General features: G+C 60.7%; 15 protein-coding genes. 1 reads left to right on the forward strand and 14 read right to left on the reverse strand.

The features are described from left to right. Nucleotides 1-113 precede the first annotated feature (113 nt). The gene (locus KTF55_RS01090; protein WP_217107577.1) at nucleotides 114-1,118 is read left to right on the forward strand and encodes a helix-turn-helix transcriptional regulator; all 1,005 of its coding nucleotides are present in this window, start codon (nucleotides 114-116) and stop codon (nucleotides 1,116-1,118) included. Between the two features lie 228 nt (nucleotides 1,119-1,346). Here the strand turns inward: KTF55_RS01090 and gatB are convergent, their stop codons facing one another. From gatB to KTF55_RS01160, 14 genes are all read right to left on the reverse strand, one after another. Continuing rightward, the gene (gene gatB / locus KTF55_RS01095; protein ID WP_217107576.1) at nucleotides 1,347-3,023 is read right to left on the reverse strand and encodes an Asp-tRNA(Asn)/Glu-tRNA(Gln) amidotransferase subunit GatB; all 1,677 of its coding nucleotides are present in this window, start codon (nucleotides 3,021-3,023) and stop codon (nucleotides 1,347-1,349) included. After that, complete coding sequence (gene gatA, locus KTF55_RS01100; protein WP_217107575.1) at nucleotides 3,023-4,537, reverse strand: Asp-tRNA(Asn)/Glu-tRNA(Gln) amidotransferase subunit GatA; 1,515 nt, start codon at nucleotides 4,535-4,537, stop codon at nucleotides 3,023-3,025. Before gatA ends, gatB begins: the two co-directional genes overlap by 1 nt. After that, a complete protein-coding gene (gene gatC, locus KTF55_RS01105; protein ID WP_055287082.1) occupies nucleotides 4,537-4,848 on the reverse strand; it encodes an Asp-tRNA(Asn)/Glu-tRNA(Gln) amidotransferase subunit GatC in 312 nt (103 codons plus the stop codon). Before gatC ends, gatA begins: the two co-directional genes overlap by 1 nt. A 347-nt stretch (nucleotides 4,849-5,195) precedes the next feature. Further along, a complete protein-coding gene (locus tag KTF55_RS01110; protein ID WP_217107574.1) occupies nucleotides 5,196-6,113 on the reverse strand; it encodes a class C sortase in 918 nt (305 codons plus the stop codon). Between the two features lie 565 nt (nucleotides 6,114-6,678). Beyond that, complete coding sequence (locus tag KTF55_RS01115; RefSeq protein ID WP_217107573.1) at nucleotides 6,679-8,472, reverse strand: SpaA isopeptide-forming pilin-related protein; 1,794 nt, start codon at nucleotides 8,470-8,472, stop codon at nucleotides 6,679-6,681. A 114-nt stretch (nucleotides 8,473-8,586) separates the two neighbouring features. Continuing rightward, nucleotides 8,587-10,257, reverse strand: coding sequence for a SpaA isopeptide-forming pilin-related protein (locus tag KTF55_RS01120; protein ID WP_217107572.1), 1,671 nt, complete (start codon nucleotides 10,255-10,257; stop codon nucleotides 8,587-8,589). Next, entirely contained in the window at nucleotides 10,250-13,585 is a 3,336-nt protein-coding gene (locus KTF55_RS01125) for a SpaA isopeptide-forming pilin-related protein (RefSeq protein WP_217107571.1), read from the reverse strand. The genes KTF55_RS01120 and KTF55_RS01125 overlap by 8 nt, the downstream gene beginning before the upstream one ends. Before the next feature lie 505 nt (nucleotides 13,586-14,090). After that, on the reverse strand, nucleotides 14,091-14,912 hold the full coding sequence (locus KTF55_RS01130) for an HAD family hydrolase (protein WP_217107570.1): 822 nt from the start codon (nucleotides 14,910-14,912) through the stop codon (nucleotides 14,091-14,093). Between the two features lie 217 nt (nucleotides 14,913-15,129). After that, nucleotides 15,130-16,410 (reverse strand): MFS transporter, encoded by a 1,281-nt coding sequence (locus tag KTF55_RS01135; protein ID WP_217107569.1) that lies wholly within the window; start codon nucleotides 16,408-16,410, stop codon nucleotides 15,130-15,132. 260 nt (nucleotides 16,411-16,670) lie between these two features. Then, on the reverse strand, nucleotides 16,671-17,975 hold the full coding sequence (gene mobB, locus KTF55_RS10085) for a molybdopterin-guanine dinucleotide biosynthesis protein B (protein WP_217107568.1): 1,305 nt from the start codon (nucleotides 17,973-17,975) through the stop codon (nucleotides 16,671-16,673). 4 nt (nucleotides 17,976-17,979) lie between these two features. Beyond that, complete coding sequence (moaA, locus tag KTF55_RS01145; RefSeq protein ID WP_226790432.1) at nucleotides 17,980-19,035, reverse strand: GTP 3',8-cyclase MoaA; 1,056 nt, start codon at nucleotides 19,033-19,035, stop codon at nucleotides 17,980-17,982. 235 nt (nucleotides 19,036-19,270) lie between these two features. Further along, nucleotides 19,271-20,308: a hypothetical protein gene (locus KTF55_RS01150; protein ID WP_217107567.1), complete on the reverse strand. Its 1,038-nt coding sequence runs from the start codon at nucleotides 20,306-20,308 to the stop codon at nucleotides 19,271-19,273. A 215-nt stretch (nucleotides 20,309-20,523) separates the two neighbouring features. Continuing rightward, nucleotides 20,524-22,422, reverse strand: a complete 1,899-nt coding sequence (locus tag KTF55_RS01155) for an ABC transporter ATP-binding protein (RefSeq protein WP_217107566.1) — start codon at nucleotides 22,420-22,422, stop codon at nucleotides 20,524-20,526. Continuing rightward, a complete protein-coding gene (locus KTF55_RS01160) occupies nucleotides 22,415-24,244 on the reverse strand; it encodes an ABC transporter ATP-binding protein (RefSeq protein ID WP_217107565.1) in 1,830 nt (609 codons plus the stop codon). The genes KTF55_RS01155 and KTF55_RS01160 overlap by 8 nt, the downstream gene beginning before the upstream one ends. Between the last annotated feature and the right edge of the window lie 88 nt (nucleotides 24,245-24,332).

Below are 24,332 nucleotides of genomic sequence, written 5' to 3' on the forward strand. Positions count from 1 at the left end.
AGATTCCTTTCTAACGGCTTGAGAGTTAACCGTAATGAACTTATCATTGATGTGTTAGCCATGGCTCACAATCAAGCCAGGCGTGGACGTTTCTGCAAAGGAAAGGGACGCTTTTGCAAATACGGCGGGCAGCGACCGACATAACCGAGCTCTACGCACCGCAGTTTGAGCAGTTTGGCCTGGAGCTTACCGGCAAGGGCGCCGTCTTTACCGGCGAGGTGGCAAACGACCGGGCGCACGGCCGCGCATGGATCATGCCCCTCTCCCCCACCTGCATCGTCATGGAACATTTCATTACCCCGACGCACGATATGTACCTGGCCGAATACACACCCGAGCCGTACGCCTGCGTGAGCGAGGTCAGCGCGCCCACACTTACATGCATGCCCGAGACTGGCATAACGCCTGCGAACCTTAAACCCTTGCATGGACCGTGGCCAAACAATGCCGTCTGCAGCTTTATCCAAGATAACTGTGGCGAGGAGCTAAGCCCGCTATTTGCAGGGCAGCTTTATCACTCGCGCTCGGTGCTCTTTTTGCCCGGGTATTTTGACGAGCTGGAGCATCGGTATCCCACTGAGTTCGCGGGGGTCTTTGAGGCGTTTGCCGAGTCGTGGCACGAGGAAGCAACGTCTGCCATCTGCCACACGCTGCACCGGATTAACGAGGACCGCGCCCGCACCGTAGGCGGACACGTCTATATGCAAGGCATCGTGGAGACCATGGTCGCGGAGCTCGCCTGTTCGCGCGCGGCCCACAAGCAGGCGCAGCAGGCGGCAGACACACGCGCCAGCATAACCATTGCCGAAGAAGCAACGGCAATGATTGAGCGCGAGCTCGACAAAGGCAGACGTGTGGGTATCAACGAGGTGGCCGAGAGGCTCTACACAAGCCGCTCCAAACTATGCGCCACCTTTAAGGCCCAAACTGGCGAGTCCCTAGGCGCCTACATTCGCAGACGCCGCATGGAGCGAGCACAGGACCTTTTGGCCGATAGCGCGCTCACGATAGCGCAGGTGGCAGAGCGTCTAGGCTACCCTCAGCAGGCCGCCTTCGCCCAAGCATTCAGACAATACACCAGCACCACCCCCACCACCTGGCGCTCCCAACATATATAAAGATAAAGAATGAGGGCGCCAACGGCGCCCTCATCACCAAATTCAATTCGGCCCCACCTGACCCGAACGGCCGAGTCGTTGCAGAACCCGGAAGCCCCGGCAGGGCGGGTGCTTGCTCAAAATGAGTTCCGCACGCAAAGAAGGCCACTTAATGTGGCCTTCGTCTTGCGCAGGACTGTTCGAAATTTTGAGGAAGCACCCGCCCTGCCGGGGCTCCCGGGTTCCCGTTTACGAGAGCGACGTTCTCAGCAACTCGTTGAAGAGCTTCGGGTTGCCCTTGCCGCGGCTCGCCTTCATGCACTGGCCCACCAAAAAGCCGATGACCTTCTGGTTGCCATCACGATACTGCTGTGCCTGATCGGCACAGTTTGCCAGCACCTCGTCCACAATCGGCTGCAACGCGCCGGCATCGCTCACCTGACGCATACCGCGCTCGTCGACGATCTTGTTGGGGTCGTCGCCGGTCTGGGCCATGGCCTCAAAGACCTCGTGCGCCTGGTTGGAGCTGATGGCGTCGGTCGCCAGCAGCTTGGCAAGGGCTGCCACCTGAGCCGGCGCGATGCCGGACTCGGCGAGCGACACACCCGCGCCCTTAAGGTAGGCGATCATCTCGTTGACCAGCAGGTTTGCGACCGTCTGGGCCTCCTTGCCGGCCATACCGGCAGCGGCGGCCTCAAAGAAGTCGGCAAACTCCGGATCGCCGGCAATCTGCTCGGCATCGGCCGCCTTAATACCAAAGTCGGCCTCAAAGCGGGCGCACTTGGCATCGGGCAGCTCGGGAATCTCGCCACGGCAGCGGTCGATAAACTCGTCGTCCAGGTCGAACGGCGCCAGGTCGGGGTCGGGGAACAGACGATAGTCGTCTGCCGTCTCCTTCACACGCATGACCACAGTGCGCTTGCGGCTGGGCTCCCAGTGGCGGGTCTCCTGATAGATAATGCCGCCCTCCTCGAGCACCTCTGCCTGACGGCAGATCTCGTAGGCAAGGCCATCATGCAGGCTCTTAAACGAGTTAAGGTTCTTGAGCTCGGTCTTGGTACCCAGCTTGGTCTCGCCGCGCCGGCGCAGGCTCACGTTGCCGTCGCAGCGCATGGAACCCTTCTCCATGGAGCAGTCCGAAATGCCCAGCGTCACAAAGATGCGGCGGAGCTTCTCCATAAATAGGCGCGCTTCCTCAGGCGTACGCAAGTCGGGCTCAGTCACGAGCTCAATCAAAGGCGTACCGCAGCGGTTGTAGTCGACGAGCGACTCGGCCGCGGCGGTAATGCGGCCCTCGGCACCGCCCACGTGGACCATCTTGGCGGCGTCCTCCTCCATGTGGATGCGCAGGATGCGGATGGGCACCGTGTAGGAACCGTCCTCGCGGCGCTCGGGCATCTGCAGGTTGGACGCGTCATAGCTGGCCAGATGGCCGGCGCGCTGATTGCCCTCGCACATGGTCGACGTCATGGACGTGGACAGGCCCTCGGCGTTGGCCGAGGCGCTCGCCAGGCTCTGGGCCTCGGCCTCGCCAAACGCGCAGTCGGGGCGCTCGGCGGCACCGCGACCGGTCACATCCAGATCCAGGTGACCGTACATGGCAAAGGCGACCGGACCCTGCGTGGTCTGGAAGTTCTTGGCCATATCGGGATAGAAGTAGTGCTTGCGGTAGAACATCGAGTGGCGCTGAATCTCGCAGTTGGTGGCCAGACCCGCCTTGACGATGCTCTCGATGGCGCGCTTGTTGGGCACCGGCAGGGCGCCGGGCAGGCCCAGGCACACCGGGCACACGTTGGCGTTGGGCTCGTCATCGTGGCTGAGCTTGCAGTTGCAGAACATCTTGGTATCGAGTGCGGTGAGCTCGGTATGGATCTCCAGACCGATCACGGCCTCCCAATCCTGCAGGACCTCGGAAAGCTCCTTCATTACAGCTCGCCTCCCTTCCCGGCAAAATCGGGCGCGACGGAAAGCGCGGGCGTGCCCGTGACGGTATCGGCAAAGCCGCGCTCCAGGGCGCGGGCAAACGTGAGCAGCTGACGGTCCTTAAACGCCGGACCAACCAGCTGGGCAGAAACAGGCAGATGAGTATCCTCGCCCAGGCCCAGCGGCACCGAGATGCCACCGTTGCCGCAGATGTTGAGCGAGATGGTGTACAGGTCGGAGAGGTACATCTGCGTGGGGTCGCTGATCTCGCCAAACTTAAAGGCCGTGCGGGGCGAGGCGGGCATGAGGATGGTGTCCACCTTGGCATACGCGGCGTCGTAGTCCTGCGTGATGAGCGTGCGGGCCTTTTGCGCGGCGTAGTAGTACTTGTCGTACACGCCCGAGCTCAGCAGGTAGGCGCCGAGCATCTGACGGCGCTTGGCCTCGGCGCCAAAGCCGTGGGCGCGCGAGAGCGAGCTCTGGTCGGACAGGTTGGCGCAGCCCTCCTCCTGATAGCCGTAGCGAATGCCATCGAAGCGGGCCAGGTTGGAGAACGCCTCGGCCGGGCCGATGACGTAGTAGGCGGCGATGGCGGCGTCCAGGTGCGGCAGGTCGACCTCGACCAGCTCGGCGCCCTGGTTCTGCAGCTCCTGGGCGGCGCGCTGAACAGCGGCCTTGACCTCGGGCGTCAGGCCCTCGGCCTCCATAAACGCGGGGATAATGCCCACGCGCTTGCCCTCGATGCTGTCGTTGAGGTGCTCGGTAAAGTCGACGGCGCAATCCTGGCTGGTGCAGTCGTACGGATCGTGGCCCGCACCGGTAAGCGCGTTCATGGCCAGCGCGACATCCTCGACCGTGCGGCCAAAGGGCCCCACCTGGTCGAGCGACGAGCCAAAGGCAACCACGCCGTAACGGCTCACGGCGCCATACGTGGGCTTAAAGCCCACCACGCCGCAGAGCGCCGCCGGCTGGCGGATGGAGCCGCCGGTGTCCGATCCCAGCGAGAGCGCGACCTCGCCCGCGGCGACGGCGGCAGCAGAGCCACCCGAAGAGCCGCCGGGCACGCGCTCGGTATCCCAGGGGTTGTTGGTGCGGTGGAAGGCCGAGCTCTCGGTAGAGCTACCAAAGGCAAACTCGTCCATGTTGGCCTTGCCCATGGGCAGGCAGCCGGCATCGAGCATGCGCTGGACGCAGGTGGCGGTGTAGACGCTTTGGTAGTCCCCGAGCATGCGGGAAGCGCAGGTGGTGCGCGTGCCCACGAGGTTCATGTTGTCCTTGATGGCCAGCGGCACGCCCGCGAGCGGGGGCAGCGACTTTCCGGCGGCACGGTCGGCATCCACGCGCGCGGCGGCCTCGAGCGCAAGCTCGGGCGCCACCTGCAGGAATGCCTGGACCCCGCCCTCGCGCGCCTCGATGGCGTCAAGGGAGGCCTGGGCCACCTCGGTAGCGGTAAAGTCGCCGGCGGCAACGCCCGCGGCGATCTGGGCGGCAGTAAGGGAATCGAAGCTCTGCGCCATTACTCGCTCTCCCCCTCTCCCAAAATGGACGGCACGCGGAAGTAGCGGTCGCGCGCGCTGCCGGCGTTTTCCAGCGCGACGTCAAGCGGCAGGTCGCGCTCGGGCTCGCGCAGGTCATCGCCCATCACGTTGGACAGGCTTCCGATGGGATGGAACGTGGGCTCCACGTCGGGCAAGTCATATTGCAAGACGGGCTCGAGCATCTGGACGGCGTCGTTCAGGTAGGACGTCATCTGGGTGAGCTCGTCATCGGTCAGTGCGATCTTTGCGTACTCGGCGATGCCGCGCACGTCTTTCTCGCTGAGTGCCATAGGCGCTCCCTTCCGCATAACAGATAAACCGCTCTAGTATACAAGGCAACGCCGCTTGGAGCAGGCGCTTTACCCAAATGCAGCGAAAACGTAACGAGAGCGGCGGGCTGGCAGGCTGCGGACTGGCGGTTCTGGAGCGAAACCGCACCGTCCATAGCGAAAACCGTCCTGTCCGAAACGAAAACCGTCGCGCCCAAAACGAAAAACGTCGCGCCCGCAACGAAAAGCATCACAACATTCGACGCTTTTCGTCAAAATCGCGATTTTCATCGAATGTTGTGATGGTTTGGAAGCCCCCGACCACCACAAAGGTGCCTGTCCTCATTGTGGTGGTTCTGGAGAATGTCTTATGCCGAGGCCTTGGCCTTGCGGCGCTTGCGGACCGCGTGGATCACGATGTCCAGCAGCAACAGCACAATGGCCACGACCACAATGAGCACGGCAAACTCGCGCTTGCCCCAGTGGCGGCCGGCCAGCGACTTTTGCTTGTCGACGTCCTTCTTTTTGTACTTGGTGCGCACGCAATGCACCAGCAGGCGATGGTCGTTTACGCCGTAGGGCGTGCAGGTGACGAGCGTCACTTTGTCGGCGCCGGGCTCGATGGTCAGCGACTCCATCTCCTCGGGCAGCACCACCTCGGAGTCCACCATCTTATAGGCGAGCGTCTTGTTCATGGTGTGCAGCAGCACCAGGTCGCCGGGCTCCAGCGAATGGATGTCGTCGAACATGCTCAGGTTGCGCATGCCCGAGTGCGCCGTGAGCACGCAATGCGTCGAGGTGCCGCCAACCGGCAGGCTCGTGCCCTCCAGGTGGCCGACGCCCGCCATAAGGACTTCCTCGCTCGTGCCGTGGTAGATGGGCATGCTCACGTCGATGGAAGGGATTTCGACCCAGCTCATCATGGGGTCGCGGTCAAAGATGAGCTGCTGGGCGTAGGGCTCGATCTGGTCGGCGGGAAGCTCGGTGGCCTCGCCCGCCAGCTGCTCGTTAAAGGAGCGCGCCTGGAGCAGGATGCGCTCGCGCTCCTCGGCAGACAGCGCGTCCACGGTGCTGGACACCGTGCTGATCTGGTTGAACACGCCCGAGGCCTCGAGCCGGTCCAAGATCCACGGCCAGGTCATAAGGCCCACGCCAATAAGGATGATGACGATGGTGATGAGCCGGTCGGCCCAGCGCGGCAGTCGCTTGCGGCGGCGCTTGGGCTTTGGTTGAGGTTTGGGCTGAGGGCTTGAGCCGCCGTTGTCCGCAGCGTTATTGCTCTTCATATGTTTGGCGCCCTGCACCATCGCCGGTCACTCCTCTACAACTCAAGTTGTCTAAACAAATAATAACCGATTAGCAAGCTTCCGCGCCGGACAACGCCGCTAGACTGCACCGTCCAGTCGAGGATAAGCCAGCATTTGCGTTTTCAAAATATCCCGGATCGGCTGGGCGATTCGGGATACAATGTCAATAGAAAACGACACACCCCGCGTAAATGTTTGGGAGCGCGGGCGGCCTAGTTTTCTGGTTTTGTTAAATGCCCGGGATCCTACCCCCGGGCATTCTTATTTGCGCTTGTTGCGGCGCAAATGCCTTCCACCGTCCGCACTGCGCGTGCGCCTACGGACCTTAAACCGAACTTCATACGAGTCAAGAAACGCGATGACGGATGAGTCCACATCGGACGGTGGAGGCTGCCTGTGTTATCCAAAAAGAACGGGGCAAACTCCAGTGCGGAGTCTGCCCCGAAAAGAGAATGGCAAAGCAAGAACGTGGATGGACGAGAAAAGTGTCCGCAAGTCTCATGGCCATCACATCCCACCTGCCAAAGGGATGGGTGAGTGAGCGTTACTCCTGCTCGGACTCCTCAGCCTGCTTACGGCTGCGGATGAGGTGCGCCACGCCGATGCACAGCACCGCGCCACCAGCAATCCAAGTGAAGGTCACGCCGTTGAGACCGGTGAGGGGAAGGCCGGTGCCCTTCTGGTCGACAATGGTGAAGCTGAGCTTACCGACCTCAGCCTTTGCAGAGCCAGTCTGAACAACATCTTGACCTGCCACGATGGCACTCGTAGTGTCAGGCGTTACATCCGTACCGGCCTGATTGAGCGTGCGGCTGATAGTAAAGGTAACACCACTTGCTGCGGAGTTGTTGTACCCAGGAGCAGGCTCAACCTCCTTGAGGACATAGGTGCCCTCATCAAGACCAACAACGTTAATCTTGCCGTCGTTATCCGTGGTAAGCTGCACCACTTCGCCCTCGTTATGTTTTATGCCTTTAGCGTCGATGTACTTGTTTTCGGTAGCATCGCCATTCTTCTCCTGCAGAGTGAATTTAACGCCCGAAAGAGTCGGGTTTTTGCCATCTACAGCGTCACTACCGACCTTGGTGACATCGATGCCGTAGGTATAGTCATAAGCACGGTGAATGACCGTAGTGCCCTCACCGACACCGTGCGGGTTATTCGAGTAGGTAAGCTTAACCTCATTCTTCTGCGCCTTGCCGACGAGTCCCTCGAAATCAGTCTTAATGGCATCATTAGCGTCGAAGATCTTGGTGGAGTCAAGCTTGGCCTGGTACTCAACGGTCACCTTAGAGTTGCCATCCAGGGCGATAGGGTCGCCGCTCTCGTCCACGCACGCCTTAAGATCAGTGAAACTAACTGTGAGTACGTTGTTGTTGTAGTCTAATTCGTAGCTAGAGGAGCTGACCTTTATATTGCCAATTTTGACCGTGACGTCTGGCGTCGTGCTGCCGTCCTTAAACTTCGGCGTCATGGATTCGGGAAGCTTATCCGTAAAGATGTATTTGTAGGAGGTGCTGTAAGTGTTGATGTTACCCGCAACGGTACCGGTAAGCTGATAATCGATAAACTGATCCATTCGGGAGTCCGCAGCCATGTTGGGATTCGTGAACACGTTATCGCCAAAAGAGCCGCCTTCTTTGTCATCCTTAACGGCCTTGGTCACAGTGGGGACCTGCTTCTTGGGAGCAATGGTCTCAGCAGAACCGCCAACAACGACGAAAATGGGCGAAGTGAAGGTATCGGTGTCGCACTTGGGTGGATTAGTGCTAGTGTTGACGTTTTTAGTCACGAAGAGCCAGTAGCCGGTATTCAGACCAGTGAAGGTGCCATTGGGGCTCGTTTTGCACTCATCCGTCCCTTCAGTGATATTGGCGTCCTCCAGTGCCTTGGCGATCTTGTCGAGAGTCTTTCCGGCATCGAGCTTAGTAGTCTTGTCTGTACCTGACTTGTACTCACCTTCGGTTTTAACTTTAAGCCAGTCAGCCCACTTCTGAGCATCATTGCCGGAGGGCTTTGTAACGTCGCTAGTATCGGCAAATGCCCCGATCACAGCATCCCTAACGGCATCTGACGCCCACTCAATGTCGGAAAGCGTCTTAGCGCCATTCCAGTTTTTAACGCCTTCCAAATCCTGCGTGACCTTGGCCTTGAAAATCTGGATACCCTTAAAGGTTGTATCCGTATAGGTCTTCTCGTCAATCTTTACATTGCCATCCTGAGCCACCGTTGGCGTGCCATCAGCAAACGCCATACTCACCGGGGCCATCACGCCGCCGAAGCTCAGCGCTGCTGTGAGGCCGGCGGTTACTGCCAGGCGTGCGATGTTCTTGCTCATGCTCATCTTCTTTTCCTCTGCTTTCTGCTCGAATTCCATTTGATCTAAATCTGTCTGCCTGTGTCTTAGCATCTACTTCGCTACGTCTCGCCCCGCTCTCTGTGGGGCTGCCAGCTACTCTTTATGGCTGCCACCTCCCCGCTTGACCAGGAGCGCGACCACGATGAGCGCGGCTCCGGCGACCGCTGCGGCGGCCGCGGCGTACATTGCCATATCGCCAGTCGAGGGCATAAAGCCTCCGGTGGTAATGCTAGGGGGTGTGCTGGTGGGCGTGTTGATGAGCGACGCCTCCAGGCTGCCCGTCGACCCGTCCGCGCTGTCGGCGCGCAGGGGCGACTCGGCCGTGATGGTGAGCTTGGGCTTGGCGGCGGCCACCTGGTCGACGTCCAGGCCCTCGGCCTTGACCGTCACGGAGCGCGTGCCCTCAAAGGCGGTGTAGCCCTTGGGCGCCTTGAGCTCGCGGACCTCCAGCTTGCCCGAGTCCACGCCCGAGACGGTCACGCGGCCGTCCTCGCCCGTGGTGACGGTGGCCTTGCCCTCCGCATCCCACGTGCCGTCGGCCGTCAGCGTGCGACCGCGGTCGTCGGTGATGCTCAGGACCGCCCCGGACAGCGGCTTGTCGCCGTCGCTGCCGCGCTTGGTGAGCGCGAGATCCCAGGTGTAGGCGCACGCGTCGTCGCTCGGCGTGCGGGTAAAGCCGGCGTCGCCGGACTGGTCGGCAAAGGGAGAGCGCGGGTAGCGCAGGTAGACCTCGTTGGGGTTGCCCTTCGCGATGCCGTGGTTGCACGCGCTGTTGAGCGGCGCATTGTACACGGCGACCACGCGGGCGCCCGCGGTGAAGGCGTCGGCCCCGCCGAGCGCGGCGATCAGGTCGCCGGTGCGCACGGTGAAGGTCTTGCCGTCGGCCGCTACCTTGGTGGCGCACTGGGCCGTGATATCGGTCCAGCCCTTCGCGGGCTCGGTGCCGACGCGGCCGTCCTTGCCGACCGAGACGGCGTCGAAGCCGCCGTCCGCGCCCGCCGCCACGTACACGCGCATGCTCGCGGCCACCTTGGAGGGGTCAAGCCCCGCGCCCATGGTATCAACGAACCGCACCGTATAGGTGTCGTAGGCGGTAAGACCCGCCGGGACCGTGGCCGAGAGGCGCCAGTACAGGTCGTCGGCGACCGTGGCGTCGGCGGCCTTCTGCCAGGCGGCGGTGCTGTCCTCCAGCACATGCTTGGCGACCTTGGGCGTCGCCGCCTTGGGCTTGACGGTGACGGCGCTGCCGCCCACCAGGGCCATGACCGGCGCGGTGCCGGCCTCGCCCTGGGCGATGGCGTCGTCGTCGGCGACGATGAGCCAGTAGCCGCAGGGCAGCTCGGCCGCCGTGCCCGCGTTAAGGGCCACGGACGCGGCATCAGAGCTCTGGAGGGAACGAGCGAGCTGTGCGCTCAGCGCGCTCGTAAGGTGGGAATCGGTGTTGAGCCACTCGGCAGCTTCCTGCGCGGTGGTCTGGGAATTGGGCATGCCGGCGCTGTGCAGCACAGGCAACACGGCATCGCGCGCGGCGTCGCTTGCCCAGGCGAGGTCGGTGGCGGTCTTGGCGTCGCTGTCGCCGTCGACGACGTTGGCGCTAAAGATCTGGTAGGCGTCGTAGCTGCTCGCCACGGTGCCGCTCACCGTGATGGAACCGGTCGAGGTCGGCGCGGCCTGCGCGGAAGCGGGGAACACAACCGCGCAGGTGCCGATCAGGAGGGCAAGCAGCGCAAACAAGATCGGGAAGGAGCAAACTTTCTTATTCACGACGCTTACCTCCCTTCGCATTCGCCTTGCGACGAATGTGCATCCAGGCCGCAGCAGCGCAAAGCACCGCCGCGCCGGCAAGGTACGTCAGAGTGACGCCCGACATACCAGAAAGGGGCAAAGAGGTGGAGTAGGTGTTGGTGAAGGTGGAGACGGGAATGATGGTTGGGTCCGCACCGGCGGAGGTTTGAACCGCGACGCCCTGCCCGTTCTCGCCAAGGGTGTTGCCCATGTCATCCTTCATCTGCGTAACGGTGGTAGAGGTGGTAAGACCGGTGTACTTGCCAGTGGTCTCATTCATGACGGCCTTCACCGTGACGGCAACCTGGTACTCGGCCTTGGAGTAGCGGAGCTTATCGATGGCACCGGTGATAGGCGCGATCTCCTTCACCGTGTAGGTGTAGGTCCTGGCGTAGTCACCCGCCTTACCGGGGGTATCGGACAGGTGCGACTTGTTGAACGTCATGGCGCCAAAGGTCGCCGTGATGTTGTTGAGCTTGGCGGCGTCGGTCTCCCCTGCCTCTGGGGCAACAGAAATCTTGGACGCTTCGGGCATGGGTTCGGGCATGGGGGCTGTGGCTGCATAGTCACCGGTAGCCTCAATGCTGAACTCGAACGGCACATATTTGCCTTTATCGTCCTTCGGCCAGTCCGTATTGCGAACGGATTTGGTCACCGGGATCTTCACGGACGTAGCACTGCACTTGTCGGAGATGTACGTAGTGCCACTAACGATGCTCGGCTGCTCGTTCTCTTTCCACGCAATGGAGCCGTTTGTGCTGTCCACCGTGAACTTGTAGTAGGTGTTCTTGTTCAGTTCGTAGCCAAACGGAGCCTGGGTCTCCGTGAGCGTGTACGTGCCCGGCAGCAGACCGGCCAATGTGAACTTGCCATTCGTGTCGTCGGTATCGGCCCAAGTGGTTTCGCTCGAAGCCGACTGATCGCTCACGGTCCAGGACTTCTCCTCAGTCAAGTCATCGGCACCCAGTTTCGCTAGCTTCCACTCGGAACCAGCCAAAGGAGTGTGATCTGCGTCGTCCTCCGCCACCTTGGTCCAAGACACCGTACCGGTGATAATCTTGGTGTTGGGAATGGCACCTTTGGGGTTATTCTCGAACGAAACGTTGTTCCCGTTCTCATCCACATAACCCTGAACATAGTTCGGCTTCTCGCCAGTATTGTTCATAGTGGCGTAGTAGATGGTGTCTGACTTCTGGTAGCCCTCCGGCGCCTTGACCTCGCGAATGTAGTACGTGAAGTAGTTCGTGTCGCCAATGGTGGCCTTTTGGTTCAGGTAGTCGTACTGAATGGTGCCAACGGTAGAATCGGAGTCATTCGTGCCGTTATCCACAATAGAGACGATGCGGTCCAAATCGTTCTCCGCATCATTTTTGCTCGCGTAAATCGCCCACTCAGAACCTGCGAGCGGTGTGGTGTCGTCTGCAGCGTCAACCTTGCCCCACGCAACCGCGGACCCGTCGGGCGTGTAAGTACCGGACCATGGGAAGTTGTGGCGCTCCTGATCCATATCGATGACGGAAGCCGAGTTACCCTCGATATCCCCGAAATTCCACGCGACCGTGGGGTTGTACATCTGGAAGTCATCGCCAACATAAACACGCCCGTTGGTGGTCACGTGATCCTCGAAGCTGCCGTTGGGAACAACGATACTGCCCAACATGGCGGCTGCCGGGTCGTCGTCTGTCCACTTCCCGTCACCACCACTGCCCTCAAGGGCCATACCACCTCGGATGGTGACCTGCTTGGCCGTTGCGAAATTCCACAGGATGCTCTGGGCGGCAATGGAGTACTCAGACTTAGTTTTGTCGTTGCTACCGCTCTCGTACCCACGGGAGATTTCCTCACCATTCCACCAGAAGCGCCAGCCGGTGTTGAACTCAACCGGGGTCCGGGTCCCCTCTTCATCGATGATGTTGACGACCACGGAGGCGCCCACGGGTATTTTATTGAAGCTGAAGTCCACGCCACGGTAGATCGCGCCTCTATAGGAGTTGGTAAGATCCGACGCCTTCAGGTTAAAGACTTGAAGCGAAGAGCCCTTGCCGCTATCGTCCGCATCGCCGGTAAACGTGATGAGCTTCTCGTTGTTGACAAGGGTCACCTCGCCGGAAACGCTGTTGCCGGTTACATCGGTGTAACTCGTCTTGCGGTTAAACTTCTTAATGGAGTTGTCGAACTTGAGGCCGTACGTCGCCCTACTGTCTTTGTTGTACTTTGCAATGGTGTAGTTGGAATTCTCCTCGGCAACATCGACCGTACAACTCCCGGTGGGTTTAAGCTTTGCGAGAGGCTCGGAGATCTTCGCCTTTACTTCGGACTCCAGGAAATTGGTGTAATTCTTACCGTTGATGCTCGACATGATGCTCGCGCCATCATCGTTGCCCGAGAACAGGCCATCGTCAGACCAGTTGCCCTGCATCTTCACGACAGACTGGCGATCGGCGTTGTTCATCCAGGTTGTACGGTTTCCCGCGATTGCCGCGGTATAGTCGCAGCCAATGGCTTCAGCGTTATGTGATCTCTTTTGCCTACCAACCCAGGCGCCCTTATTCCAGGCACCAACGGTCGCCGAGGCGGGCTCGTCTGTACCAACCTGGATTTCGTTGATAGAGGTCGCGTTACTCAGGCCCGCAACCGCAAGAACGACGCTGCCCGCAGAAGGACGAAACTGCGCACCAAAGCCAACGGTACCGAAGCGAAATCCCGCGCCAGACGTATTGTTCATACCATCCGTGTAAGACCAGCTCTCCTTGAGGGGATTGAGCGCAAGCTTACCCTGCACGACGGTAAGGCCCTCGGCCTCGACGGCATATGAACCTGCAACGTTGTCGGACCTGAGGTAGGAGGGGTCCGTAGGCTTGCCTCCTACGTACATGTCCCTTCCAACGAATGTGGCAACGCCGGGATCGTTTTGCGCGGTGGTGACGTCCGTGCCGACACCGATAGACGTGGGAACGTAAATACCCGGCCCCACGGTGGCCGTCGCTCTCGCTGAAGCCGCATTCGCACTCTGAGCCTGCTCAACACTATTTGAAGAGTCAGCCTCGCCGTCATCGGTCTCGTTGTTATTCTGGTTTTCGGCATCCTCGCTGGTGTTACCTACATCAGTAGACTCAGTTGAGGAACCACCCACCGTCACAGTTTCTCCGGTAGAACCCGCCTCGGCATCGTTGGCAATGGCCTGCGAGATCGGAGGCATGACGAGCGACAGTACCAGGCTCAAAACGGAGGCTCCGCACAAAACGCCTGCCAGTACACGGCGCGTCGCTTTTTTACTCTGCTTAGTTTTTTCTGAATTCGCTTTCATCGATGTCTCCTCCCCAAGAGACCGCGATCTTGCTCTTTCACTATCAAACGTATCTGCGCAATCTGTAATTGCGCACGCTTATAGTACATATTGTAACGATTGTTTGAACATCTAAGCAAAAATACCGATAGTTTTGTAGCGAATTCTCAATTCTCTTGACATTTGCTCGGATTTACCTTCGTTTATTCGCTATGAAATATCTATTTCTGCTGGTAATTAAGCCAGTTATCAGTTTTTTAATAGCATTTTATTTATTTGCACAACATTTTGCTCAAGAGCATGCATCCTGCGAACGGTCGAAAATCGACCGTGAGCGGTAGATCATTAACCGGGAGGAATAGACTACCAAATTGATGGGAATATTTTTAACTCATCGGTGGTTAGAAGCATGATGTTCAGACAACGTTATTTGAATTTTCGCGCAGATTTTAGGTATCAATTCACCCAAATCGTCTGAGGCCACCACAAAGGTACCTGCTCCCTTTGTGGTGGTTCTCCCCCGGCGCTACAGCAGATGCTCCTCGATAAAGATCGCGATGCCGTCTTTGTCGTTGCTCGCGGTTACAAAGTCGGCGGCGGCACGGGTGGCGTCGCTGCCGTTTGCCATGGCCACGCCCACGCCGGCGTCAGCCACCATGCAGGTATCGTTGTCCGCATCGCCAAACACGCAGATGTCCTGGAGCTCCATGTCGTTGAGCTCCGCCACGCGCACAAGGCCGCGCGTCTTGGACACGCGCGGATCCATGAACTCGTAGAGTCGCTGCGTGGTTTGCAGAGCCGCCGCCTTAACGGTGTCGTCGGCGAGCGTCGACGCCCGCTCAATCACCCGCGGCATTACCTCGGGCGCCATGGTAAACATCACCTTGGGCTGCGGCTCGCGCAAGAACTCGGCAAAATCGACCACCTTGTAGGGCACGCCGTCGACGCGCGACAGGTGCTCGACGCACGCGTTGCTCTCGGGCACGTAGAACACGCCGTCTCGGGGACAGACGGGCGTTGCCGGAAGGTCCGCCATGTGTTTGCAGATGCGCGCGATGGTCTCGCCCGGCAGCGGATAACTCAGCTCGTTGATGTCGTGCGCGCGGCCGATGACCTCGGCGCCACCGCAGCCCACGAGCACGTCCACCAGGCCTTCGATGCCCCAGAGCTCGTACATGGCCTCGGTCGCGTGGGCGTCGCGCCCGGTGCACAGGCCAAAGAGCACGCCGCGCTCGCGCAGGGCGCGGATCGCCACCACGGTGCGCGGGGACACCGTGTGCTGGCTCGTGAGCAGCGTGCCGTCGATATCGCAGAACACGGCTTTGATGTGGCTGAAGGTGGTGTCCATGGGGGCCTTTCTAGGTTGTGCGGCGGTGTGGGGTATATTCGTGAACGGCGTACATGGTATACCAAGGCACAGGCCGTTGGGACCCGATCACCACAAAGGCGTCTGGCCCCTTTGTGGTGGCCGGACCCGAAGGGTGTCCCGGCCCGGAGCGCAAACCATCACAACATTCGACGTTTTTCGGCAAAATCGCGATTTTCATCGAATGCTGTGATGGTTTTTACTGCTTTGCGGCACGATCAAAATGCCAGTGGCCAAACAGCAGCAACGCCGCGGGAACCGCCGTCACGACCATGCCCGCCCCTACGAGCGTCTGCTGCACGCCAAACGTCGCTGCCAGCCACGGGGCAATCGCCAGCGGCGCCACGCCGGCAAACATATTGCCAAAGCCCATGACCGAGTTCACGCGACCGAGCTGCTCGAGCGGGGCCGTCGTTTGCACGATCGTGTTGTGGAGCGGGTTGACGATGCCCCAAGCTATGCCCAGGGCAATCTGGCCGACGAGGGCTACACCCACGTACGGTGTTCCCACATAGAGCAGGCTTCCCAGGCCCACGGACATGAGCGCCACGAGCAGCGTTTTGAGGCTGACAAAGCGCGACGGCAAGCGGAGCGCGAGGACGGCGCCCAGCACCGCGCCCACGCCGCAGGCAGACGAGAGCCAGCCCATCCATTCGACACCGACGCGCAGGACATCGCGGTAGAAGAACGACTCCAGCGGGTCAAAGGCGCCATAGCCAAAGTTCGAAAGAAAGATGATGCAGAAAAGTAGCGCGAGGACGCTGTTGGTGAAGACTGTCTTGATGCTGGCTGCGAAGGTGGCACGGGCGGACGTGCTGGGTTTGGAGCTTTGTCCCGCACGCTCCCCTTCCTCTGCCGAATCGGCATCCGCATACCCGGCGACATGGCTGGTCTGCGGCCTAAAGCCCCAACCGACGACGAACGCCAGCACGGTAAAGAGCATCATGAGCACGAACACCGCGCGCGACGACGCAGCCGCCGCGACAAAGCCGCCCAGCGTGGGGCCAACGATAATACTCACGTTTGAGAACATGGCGATGGCTGAGTTGATGTCTTTGAGCTCGACGAGATCATCGGTGAGGTAGGCCGGATAGGATGTGGCAATGGGCTGGGCGAATCCCATCACGAAGCCCAGGAGCACCGCGCCGAGCAGGACGATGCCGGTCGCGCTGCCAAAGGCGATGATCGCCTCGCCAGTTGCCAGCGTGCCGACGATGCTCAGCAAGAAATGACGGCGCGGGCCCCAAGCGTCGAGCGCCGCGCCGCCCGCAAAGGACCCAAGAATCACGAAGACGTTCATAAAGAGGACTGCCAGCGATGTCGCGACGACCGAGGCATCGTCCGCATAGGTGAGCGTTCCGATGACGCCGATAAAGTAGCTGGTCTGAAAACCGGTGTAGATGAGAAAACGCATCGCCACCAGGCGCTTGGCCTGCACGGACAGCGATGATTGAGGCTTTGAGAGAAGAGATGCGAGCATGGAGACTCCTTGTTTCATACGAATACGGGCGGTGGGCATTCGCCACCGCCTGTCAAATCAATCTATCCGCATGAAACATTAAGGACGCATCAGGACCCTTCTCCCCGTTTTTCGCCCGTCATGAACTACTTGGTAGATTGTAAGGCATGTCCCACACATCTACTAAAGCAAAAACCACCACAAAGGTGCCCCTTTGTGGTGGAAGTGACGTTTGCCCAGATAAAACCTGCCAAAATAAACCTGTCCCTTTTTGGCAGGTTTTAGGCCAGATGATCTTGGATGAGGTCGCAGATGGCTCGGGCGTCGTTGATGTTGATGGCTCGGGTCGCAAAGCCGGCGTCGAAGGCCTGACGCGCCAGGGCTTCGTTGCAGGCAAGGGCCAGCGTGTGACCGTCGACCAGGTCGAGCGAGCTCTTGCCGCGCAGACGGTCGACACCGGAGCGCGCGACCACGATGTTGTCGAAGCCCTCGGTCTTGTAGCCTTCGATAATCACCACGTCGACATCGTTGTAGCGCGACAGCAGCTCACGCGCGGGCATCTCGTCCTCCTCGCGCGTGTCGGCGTACTCCGCCCAGCGCGTGGCGCAGATGAGGCCCACGTGCTTGGATCCGGCTTGGTGATGGCGCCACGTATCCTTAGCAGGCACATCGATATCAAAGCCGTGGTGCCCGTGGTGCTTGAGCGAACCCACGCGCAGGCCGCGGCGGGTGAGCTCGGCAATGACCTTCTCGACGAGCGTGGTCTTGCCCGAGTTTTGGTAGCCGATAAACGCGATCGCGGGGACGGCCGGTGCCGGAGCTGCGGACGCGGCGGCGACGGGTGCGCTTGCGGGCGCGGCACCGTCAGCGGCCACGGCCTCAACAGCAGCGGCCTGACGCTCTGCACGATCCCACACGCCCGAGCGGCCGCCCTCCTTGTGCAGCAGGCGCACGTCGACGATCTCCATGCCGCGATCGACCGCCTTGCACATGTCATAGATGGTCAGGCACGCGGCACTCGCTCCAGTCAGGGCCTCCATCTCGATACCCGTCTTGCCCGTCACGCCGGCCGTAACCAGTACGTGAAAGCCAACCTGCCCGTCCGCGCGCGCCGGCGCCCAGCCCTCGGGCACGTCCTCGGCCGGCGTCCCCGCCGCAGCGATGGGCGCAATGTCGCACTTGCTCTTGGTAATGAGCAGCGGATGGCACATGGGAATGATATCGCTCGTGCGTTTGATGGCCATGATGCCCGCCACGCGCGCGCAGGCGAGCACATCGCCCTTTTTGGCGCGGTCCTGCAGCACCATGGCCTGCGTCTCGGGGTGCATGAGGATGGTGCCCTCGGCGATGGCGATGCGATGGGTCTCGGCCTTGTCGGACACGTCGACCATGCGAACCTCGCCCTTGGCATCCACGTGCGTCAGCTCGTCGCGACGGGCGTCGCGGGCGGGCTCGGTGGCAGCGCTGGTAGTCGGCTGCACGGACGTGTCGGCGTTGCCAGTATTAGCCGCGACTGAGGCTTTATGGGCAGACATCGCGGCCCTGCGAGCGGCCTTGGTGGCATCGGCGTACCTGCTCTTGGCCATATGATCATCCTCCGATTTGGGACATAAATCGTTGCGTGCCCTCAATTATCGCGTGTTCCTGCGGTTTGTGGGCCACGGCATCGCGCCAAATCGAAAGTACCTGCATATCATCACCACGGCGCAGCGCCTCACGCACCGAATACTCGGCATCGCTAAACAGGCACGGACGCACGTTGCCGTCTGCCGTCAGACGCAGACGGTTGCAGTTCGCGCAAAAATGATTGGACATGGCGCTAATAAAGCCGACCGTTCCCGCCGCGCCCGGAAAGTGCCAATAGCGCGCAGGGCCCGCGCCGGCAGGAGCGTCGTTGATGCCGAGCGGCTCGAGCTCGCCCAGTCCCGCCGCGGCGGCCCCGGCATTGATGCGCGCCCGCAGCTCGTCGCTCGGCACGGTATCGCTCGCGTCCCACAGCTCGGGATTGAGCGCGGGCGCATGCGGGTCCACAGCGCAATGCGAGCTCGTGTGTTCGTCGCCAATGGGCATGTATTCGATAAAGCGCAGGTGGATGGGGCGGTCGAGCGTGAGCCGCGCGAGGGCCGTCACATCCTGGTTGAGCCGGCGCACAACAACACAGTTGACCTTAACGGGCTCAAAGCCCCAAGCCAGCGCCGCGTCGATGCCAGCCATGGTCTGCTCGAGTCGGCCCAGGCGCGTGATCTTTCCAAAGAGCGTAGGATCGAGCGTGTCGAGCGAAATGTTGACGCGGTTAAGCCCGGCATCCTTGAGCTGCGGTGCCAGCTTGGGCAGCAGGGCGCCGTTGGTGGTGAGCGAGATGTCCTCGATCTGCGGAATCGCGCGGATGTCGCGAATGAGCGGGATGATGCGGCGGCTGACCAGCGGCTCGCCGCCCGTCAGGCGCACGCGGCGAATACCCTCCCCCGCCACCAGGCGCACAAAGCGGGCGATTTCCTCGGCGCTGAGCAGCTCGTCGTGCGCGCGGGGCGCCACGCCATCGGCCGGCATGCAATAGATGCAGCGGAAATTGCACTTGTCGGTAACGGCAATGCGCAGGTAGTTGATATCGCGGCCAAAGCCGTCATGTTGCACGTGCCCGTCCACGCGGCCCTCCCCTCACACGGCGTTTTATTCTTCGGAAAACATAATACCCCACGCGAGAATCATGCCGACACCCGTACGACAGGACAGGTCGCTTCGAGCAAAACGGTCTTTCCAAGCCCATCCTCAACATACAAACCATCACAACATTCGATGCTTTTCCCGTTTTTAGCGAAAAACGTCGAATGTTGTGATGGTCTGCCTGCCCACGGTACCCCGTAGAAGGACCAAAACACCCCTAAAGGCCACCGTCCCAGTGCCGAATCACGAATTCTCGCAGGTCGTTCTGACGTTTCTGGAATGTCTCGCTTCGGTCGCACTTGAGGCCCATAGCGAGCGCGATGGCGTTCATCGCCCGGTGCAATTGCAGCTGGTGGGCAAACTGAGTCCCGGTGAGGACGATCATCCTAAAGCCCAGCGCGCTCAGCACGGTCATACGCTCCGCATCCGACGCGCTGCGCTGTTTATCAAGATGGTCCGAACCGTTGTATTCAATCCCCGTACCGCTTGCAGGCGCATATACGTCAATCTCAAAATACCCGGCCTTAGCGAGATACTTGAACTCGTTGGGAACATCGACCCGATGGTTGAGCTCGACCTTGGCGTATCCAAGCCCTCCTTGAGAACGTTTTGCTACGACCATGATTGCGGTGGCCGTCTCCATGGGCGACCGCGCGCCATCGTGTACGCGCTTGAGCGCGGCGGCCGCGCGTATAGCCCCCTGACGAGATCGGTTCTCATTGCAATAGGCAATCAAGTCGGCAACGGTATACCTCTGCCCCATCTCGATATAATCGCCTGTCGACAGATGATTCAAATGGTATCGGGCGCAGATTTCGTAGCCATATTCCAGCTGCTCGGGTTCGCTCATCCACGAACCCGCTTGGACAAAGCACATGGCCTCATCAACCACCAGAAGGCCCTCTGCCACCTCGATAAGATGGCCTGGAGGTACCGGCGCTCCAAACACGTGGCACCTAAATCCAGCCGGCGTCGAGCGCTCAAAATCGAAGTTGACGAGCGCGTCGATATGATCGAGCTCTTCTCGTGGAATACCGAGCGAAACCAGATAGTCGGCAACGATCCCAACTGCCGTTGAAGCCCTCAGCCCTTTGGCATCAAGTCCCAATTTGGGCAGGCTCGCGGTCGGCTCCGCCTCGTTAGCAAGCGAGTCCTCATCGTATAGGCTGCTTGCTCGCGAGAGCGGCTCGGACGGGCGCGCCACGTTGTGGTACAGCCAGGCAGTCTTATGGGACAGGACGATCGGCAGGTCCATGAGCCCTCCAATGGAGTCGGATAACCAACCTTATTCCCCTGCTCACGGGTTCGCACACCTTCGTGCGCAAGAAAGCGATTCCACCCGGTCGAGTGGCAGAAAAACCATCACAACATTCGATGCATTTCCCGATTTTGGCAAAAAGCGTCGAATGTTGTGATGGTTTGAGGCGAGGTGAGGGGCACGGAGGGATCAAAGCATCGTGCTCGAACGGGTTAATCCAGCTCTTTTAAGCCATGCGCCAGCTGCCAGTACTCGCCGTGCTGGGCGAGCAACTCTTCGTGCGTGCCGCGCTCGATGATGCGGCCGTGTTCGAGGACCATGATGGCGTCGGCGTCGCGGACGGTGGACAGGCGGTGCGCGATCATAAAGGTGGTGCGTCCGCGCATGATGCGGTCCATACCGCGTTCGATGAGCTTTTCGGTACGCGTGTCAATGGAGCTCGTGGCCTCGTCCAGGATGAGCACCGGCGGATCGGCGACGGCCACGCGCGCGATGGCGAGCAGCTGACGCTGACCCTGCGACAGGTTGGCGCCGTCGGCCGTGACCGGTGTGTCGTAGCCCCGCGGCAGGCGGCGGATAAACGAGTCGGCGCAGGCGGCCTCGGCAGCGGCGCGCACCTCCTCGTCGGTCGCGTCGAGCTTGCCAAAGCGGATGTTCTGCGCAATGGTGCCGCTAAACAGGTGCGTGTCCTGCAGCACAATGCCAAGCGACCCGCGCAGGCTGGCCTTGGCAATGTGCTTGACGTCGATGCCGTCGTACGTGATCTCGCCGTCATCGACCTCGTAGAAGCGGTTGATGAGGTTGGTAATGGTCGTCTTGCCGGCGCCCGTGGAGCCCACAAACGCAATCTTTTGCCCCGGCTTGGCAAACAGGTTGAGGTCCGTGAGCACGCGGGCGCCCGGCACGTAGGAAAAGTCCACGGCATGGAAGCGCACGTCGCCGGCAAGCGAAACCAAGCCGCACGTGAGCTCGGTGCCGTCGGCAGCCACCGCGCGACCCGACTCATCAACGGCAGCCACGTCATGCAGATGCCCGTACGCGCCCACGCCCTGGCCCTCGGGAATCTTCCACGCCCACGCGGCGTCGCCCGTCTGCACCAGCTCCACGCAGCCCTCGTCCACCTCGGGCTTAAGGTCCATAGCCGCAAACAGGCGCTCGGCACCGGCCAACGCGTTGAGCAAGAAGTTGCCGAGCTGCGTAAACTGGTTGATGGGCATGGCGGCTTGGCGCACAAAGACCAGGTAGCTTGCAAGCGCACCCACGTCGGCCAGGCCCTTGATGCAGAGCATGCCGCCCGCCACGGCGACGATGGCATAGTTGACGTAGCCAATCACGACGGTCATGGGCACCATGGAGTTGGCATAGCTCACGGCGGCGGTGCCGGTGCGGCGAAGCTCGTCGTTGCGGCAGGTGAAGCCGGTGACATTCACTGCCTCGCGGTTAAAGACCTTGATGACCTTTTGGCCCGAGACCATCTCTTCGATATATCCGTCCAGGTCGCCAAGCGATGCCTGCTGGGCGGCAAAGAAGCGCTTAGAGCGCGCGCCCGAGTAGCGCGCATATAGCACAATGGCCGCATCGCACACGAGCGTGATAATCGTGAGCTGCCAGTTAAGGATGATGAGCATGGCCGTGGTGCCCACAACCTGAATGGCGGCCTGAATCACGTTGGCAAAGCTGTTGTTAAGCGCCTCGGAGACGGTGTCGACATCGTTGGTGAAAAAGCTCATGATGTCGCCCGAGCGCGTGCTGTCAAAATAACTGAGCGGCAGCGTCTGGATGTGTGCGAACAGATCGCGGCGAATATCGGACACCACGCGTTGGGCCGCGCGCACCATGATCTGCGAGTAGCCCAGGGCCGAAAGCACGCCCGCGGCGTAGATGATCGCCGTCAGGATGACCTGCTTGGCGAGCAGTTCCTCCCCGCCCGTAGCCAAACCGTTAACGATGGGGCGCACCATGTAGGTGCCGGCGAGGCTCGCGATGGCGGCGACGGAGGCGAGCACGCCCACCGCGAGCAACGAGAACTTGGCGTGCCCCATGTAGGAGAGCAAGCGACGCACCGTGCGCTTGAGGTCGGCCGGGCGTGCTTGGGCTGCGGTCTTAGGCATGGCGCTCACCCCCTTCCAAGGGTGATCCGCATGCGACAGAGGAAAATGGATCATTCGCGCAGCCACCGTCGTTGCCATCGCCGGCGTCCGCGTTCCCCGCAAACTCCATCTGCGAGGCGTAAATCTCCTGGTATATGTTGTCGCCCGCCAGCAGTTCCTCGTGCGTGCCCACGCCGTGGACACGACCGTCGTCCAGCACCACAATGCGATCGGCATCCATGACGCTCGCGATGCGCTGGGCGATGATGAGCACGGTCGTATCGGAAATCCGGGCGATGTGCTCGCGAATCTTAGCGTCGGTCGCCATATCGACCGCGCTGGTGGAGTCGTCAAAAATGAGCACGCGCGGATGCTTGAGCAGCGTGCGCGCGATGCACAGACGTTGCTTCTGGCCACCCGAGACACCGGCGCCGCCTTGGCCCAACTCGCCGTCCAGCCCGCCGATGCGATCAAGGAACTCGTCCACGCACGCCGCGCGGCAAGCCGCGAGGAGCTCATCGTCCGACGCCTGCGGATTGCCCCACTGCAGGTTCTCGCGCACGGTACCCGTAAACAGCACATTCTTTTGCAGCACAATGCCCACGGCGTCGCGCAAGGCGGCGAGGTCGTAGTCACGCACGTCACGTCCGCCCACAAGCACGGCACCCTCGGTAGCGTCGTACAGGCGCGCAATCAGCTGCACAAGTGAGCTCTTGCCCGAGCCCGTGCCGCCGAGGATGCCCACCGTCGAGCCGCTCTCGATGCGAAGGTCGATATGCTCGAGCACATCCTCGGCTGCATCCGCGCGGTATTTAAAGGAAACGTCGCGAAACTCGATACTGCCGTCCGCTGGCGCCGCAATCGCGAGGTCTCCCGCGGGGTTGACGATAAAGGGCTCCTCATCGAGCACCTCGGCGATACGGCCCACACTCGTAAGAGCGCGCGTGAGCAGCAAAAACACGTTGGAAATCATCATGAGCGAATTCATGATCAGCAGCACGTAGCTCATAAAGCCCGTGAGCGAGCCCACGCCCAGCTTGCCGGCGAGAATCATGCGGCCGCCAATCCACAGGATGGAGAGCGCAGCCACGTACATCGACAGCTGAAACACCGGCAGGTTGAGCACCGCGCTGCCAAAGGTCTTTGTCGCAGTGCGCGCGAGCTCGGTATTGACGGTGTCGAACTTGGCCTCCTCGTGCTCGGTACGAACGTAGGCCTTGACGGCACGCACGGCGGTGAGGTCTTCCTGTACCACGCCGTTGAGGTGGTCCATCGAGGTCTGGAGTTGGCGGTAGAGCGGACTGACGCGATAGGTGATGGCGCCCAGTACGATTGCCAGCACGGGCAAGATGATCGCAAAGACGGTGGCGAGCGGGCGCGACAGCATCAGCGCGTAGATAAGGCCGACGATAAGCGTCACCGGGCCGCGCACCATAGGGCGAAAGCCGTTGCCCACAGCATTTTGGATAACGGTGATGTCCGTGGTCATGCGGGTGACGAGCGAGCTGGCGTCGTAGTTGTCCAGGTTGCCAAAGGCGAGCGTTTGAATCTTTTTGTACTCGGCCTCGCGCAGGTTAGCGCCTAGGCCCGAGGCAACGCGGGCGGACGTGCGGGCATAACCCAAGCCCAGTACCAGCGAAAGCGCAGCGCACACCAACATGTACGCGCCCTGCAGCAGCATGTAGTTGATATCACCCGCAGGCACGCCCACATCGATGATGTTGGCCATGATGACCGGGATAAACAGTTCGAGCACCGTCTCGACCGACACAAAGAACACGCCGAGGATGGCATCGCGACGGTATGCCCCTAGATAGGAAAACAGTATTTTGAGATTGCGCACGCAGGTTCAACCCCCATCAAACGTTGTTCGCAAACGCACGTATTATTGCGCGCCGAATAATGGTGTCAAGTATTCCGAAATCGTTTTC

The sequence above is a fragment of the Collinsella sp. MSK.8.10 genome (assembly GCF_019041915.1).
Taxonomy (GTDB): domain Bacteria; phylum Actinomycetota; class Coriobacteriia; order Coriobacteriales; family Coriobacteriaceae; genus Collinsella.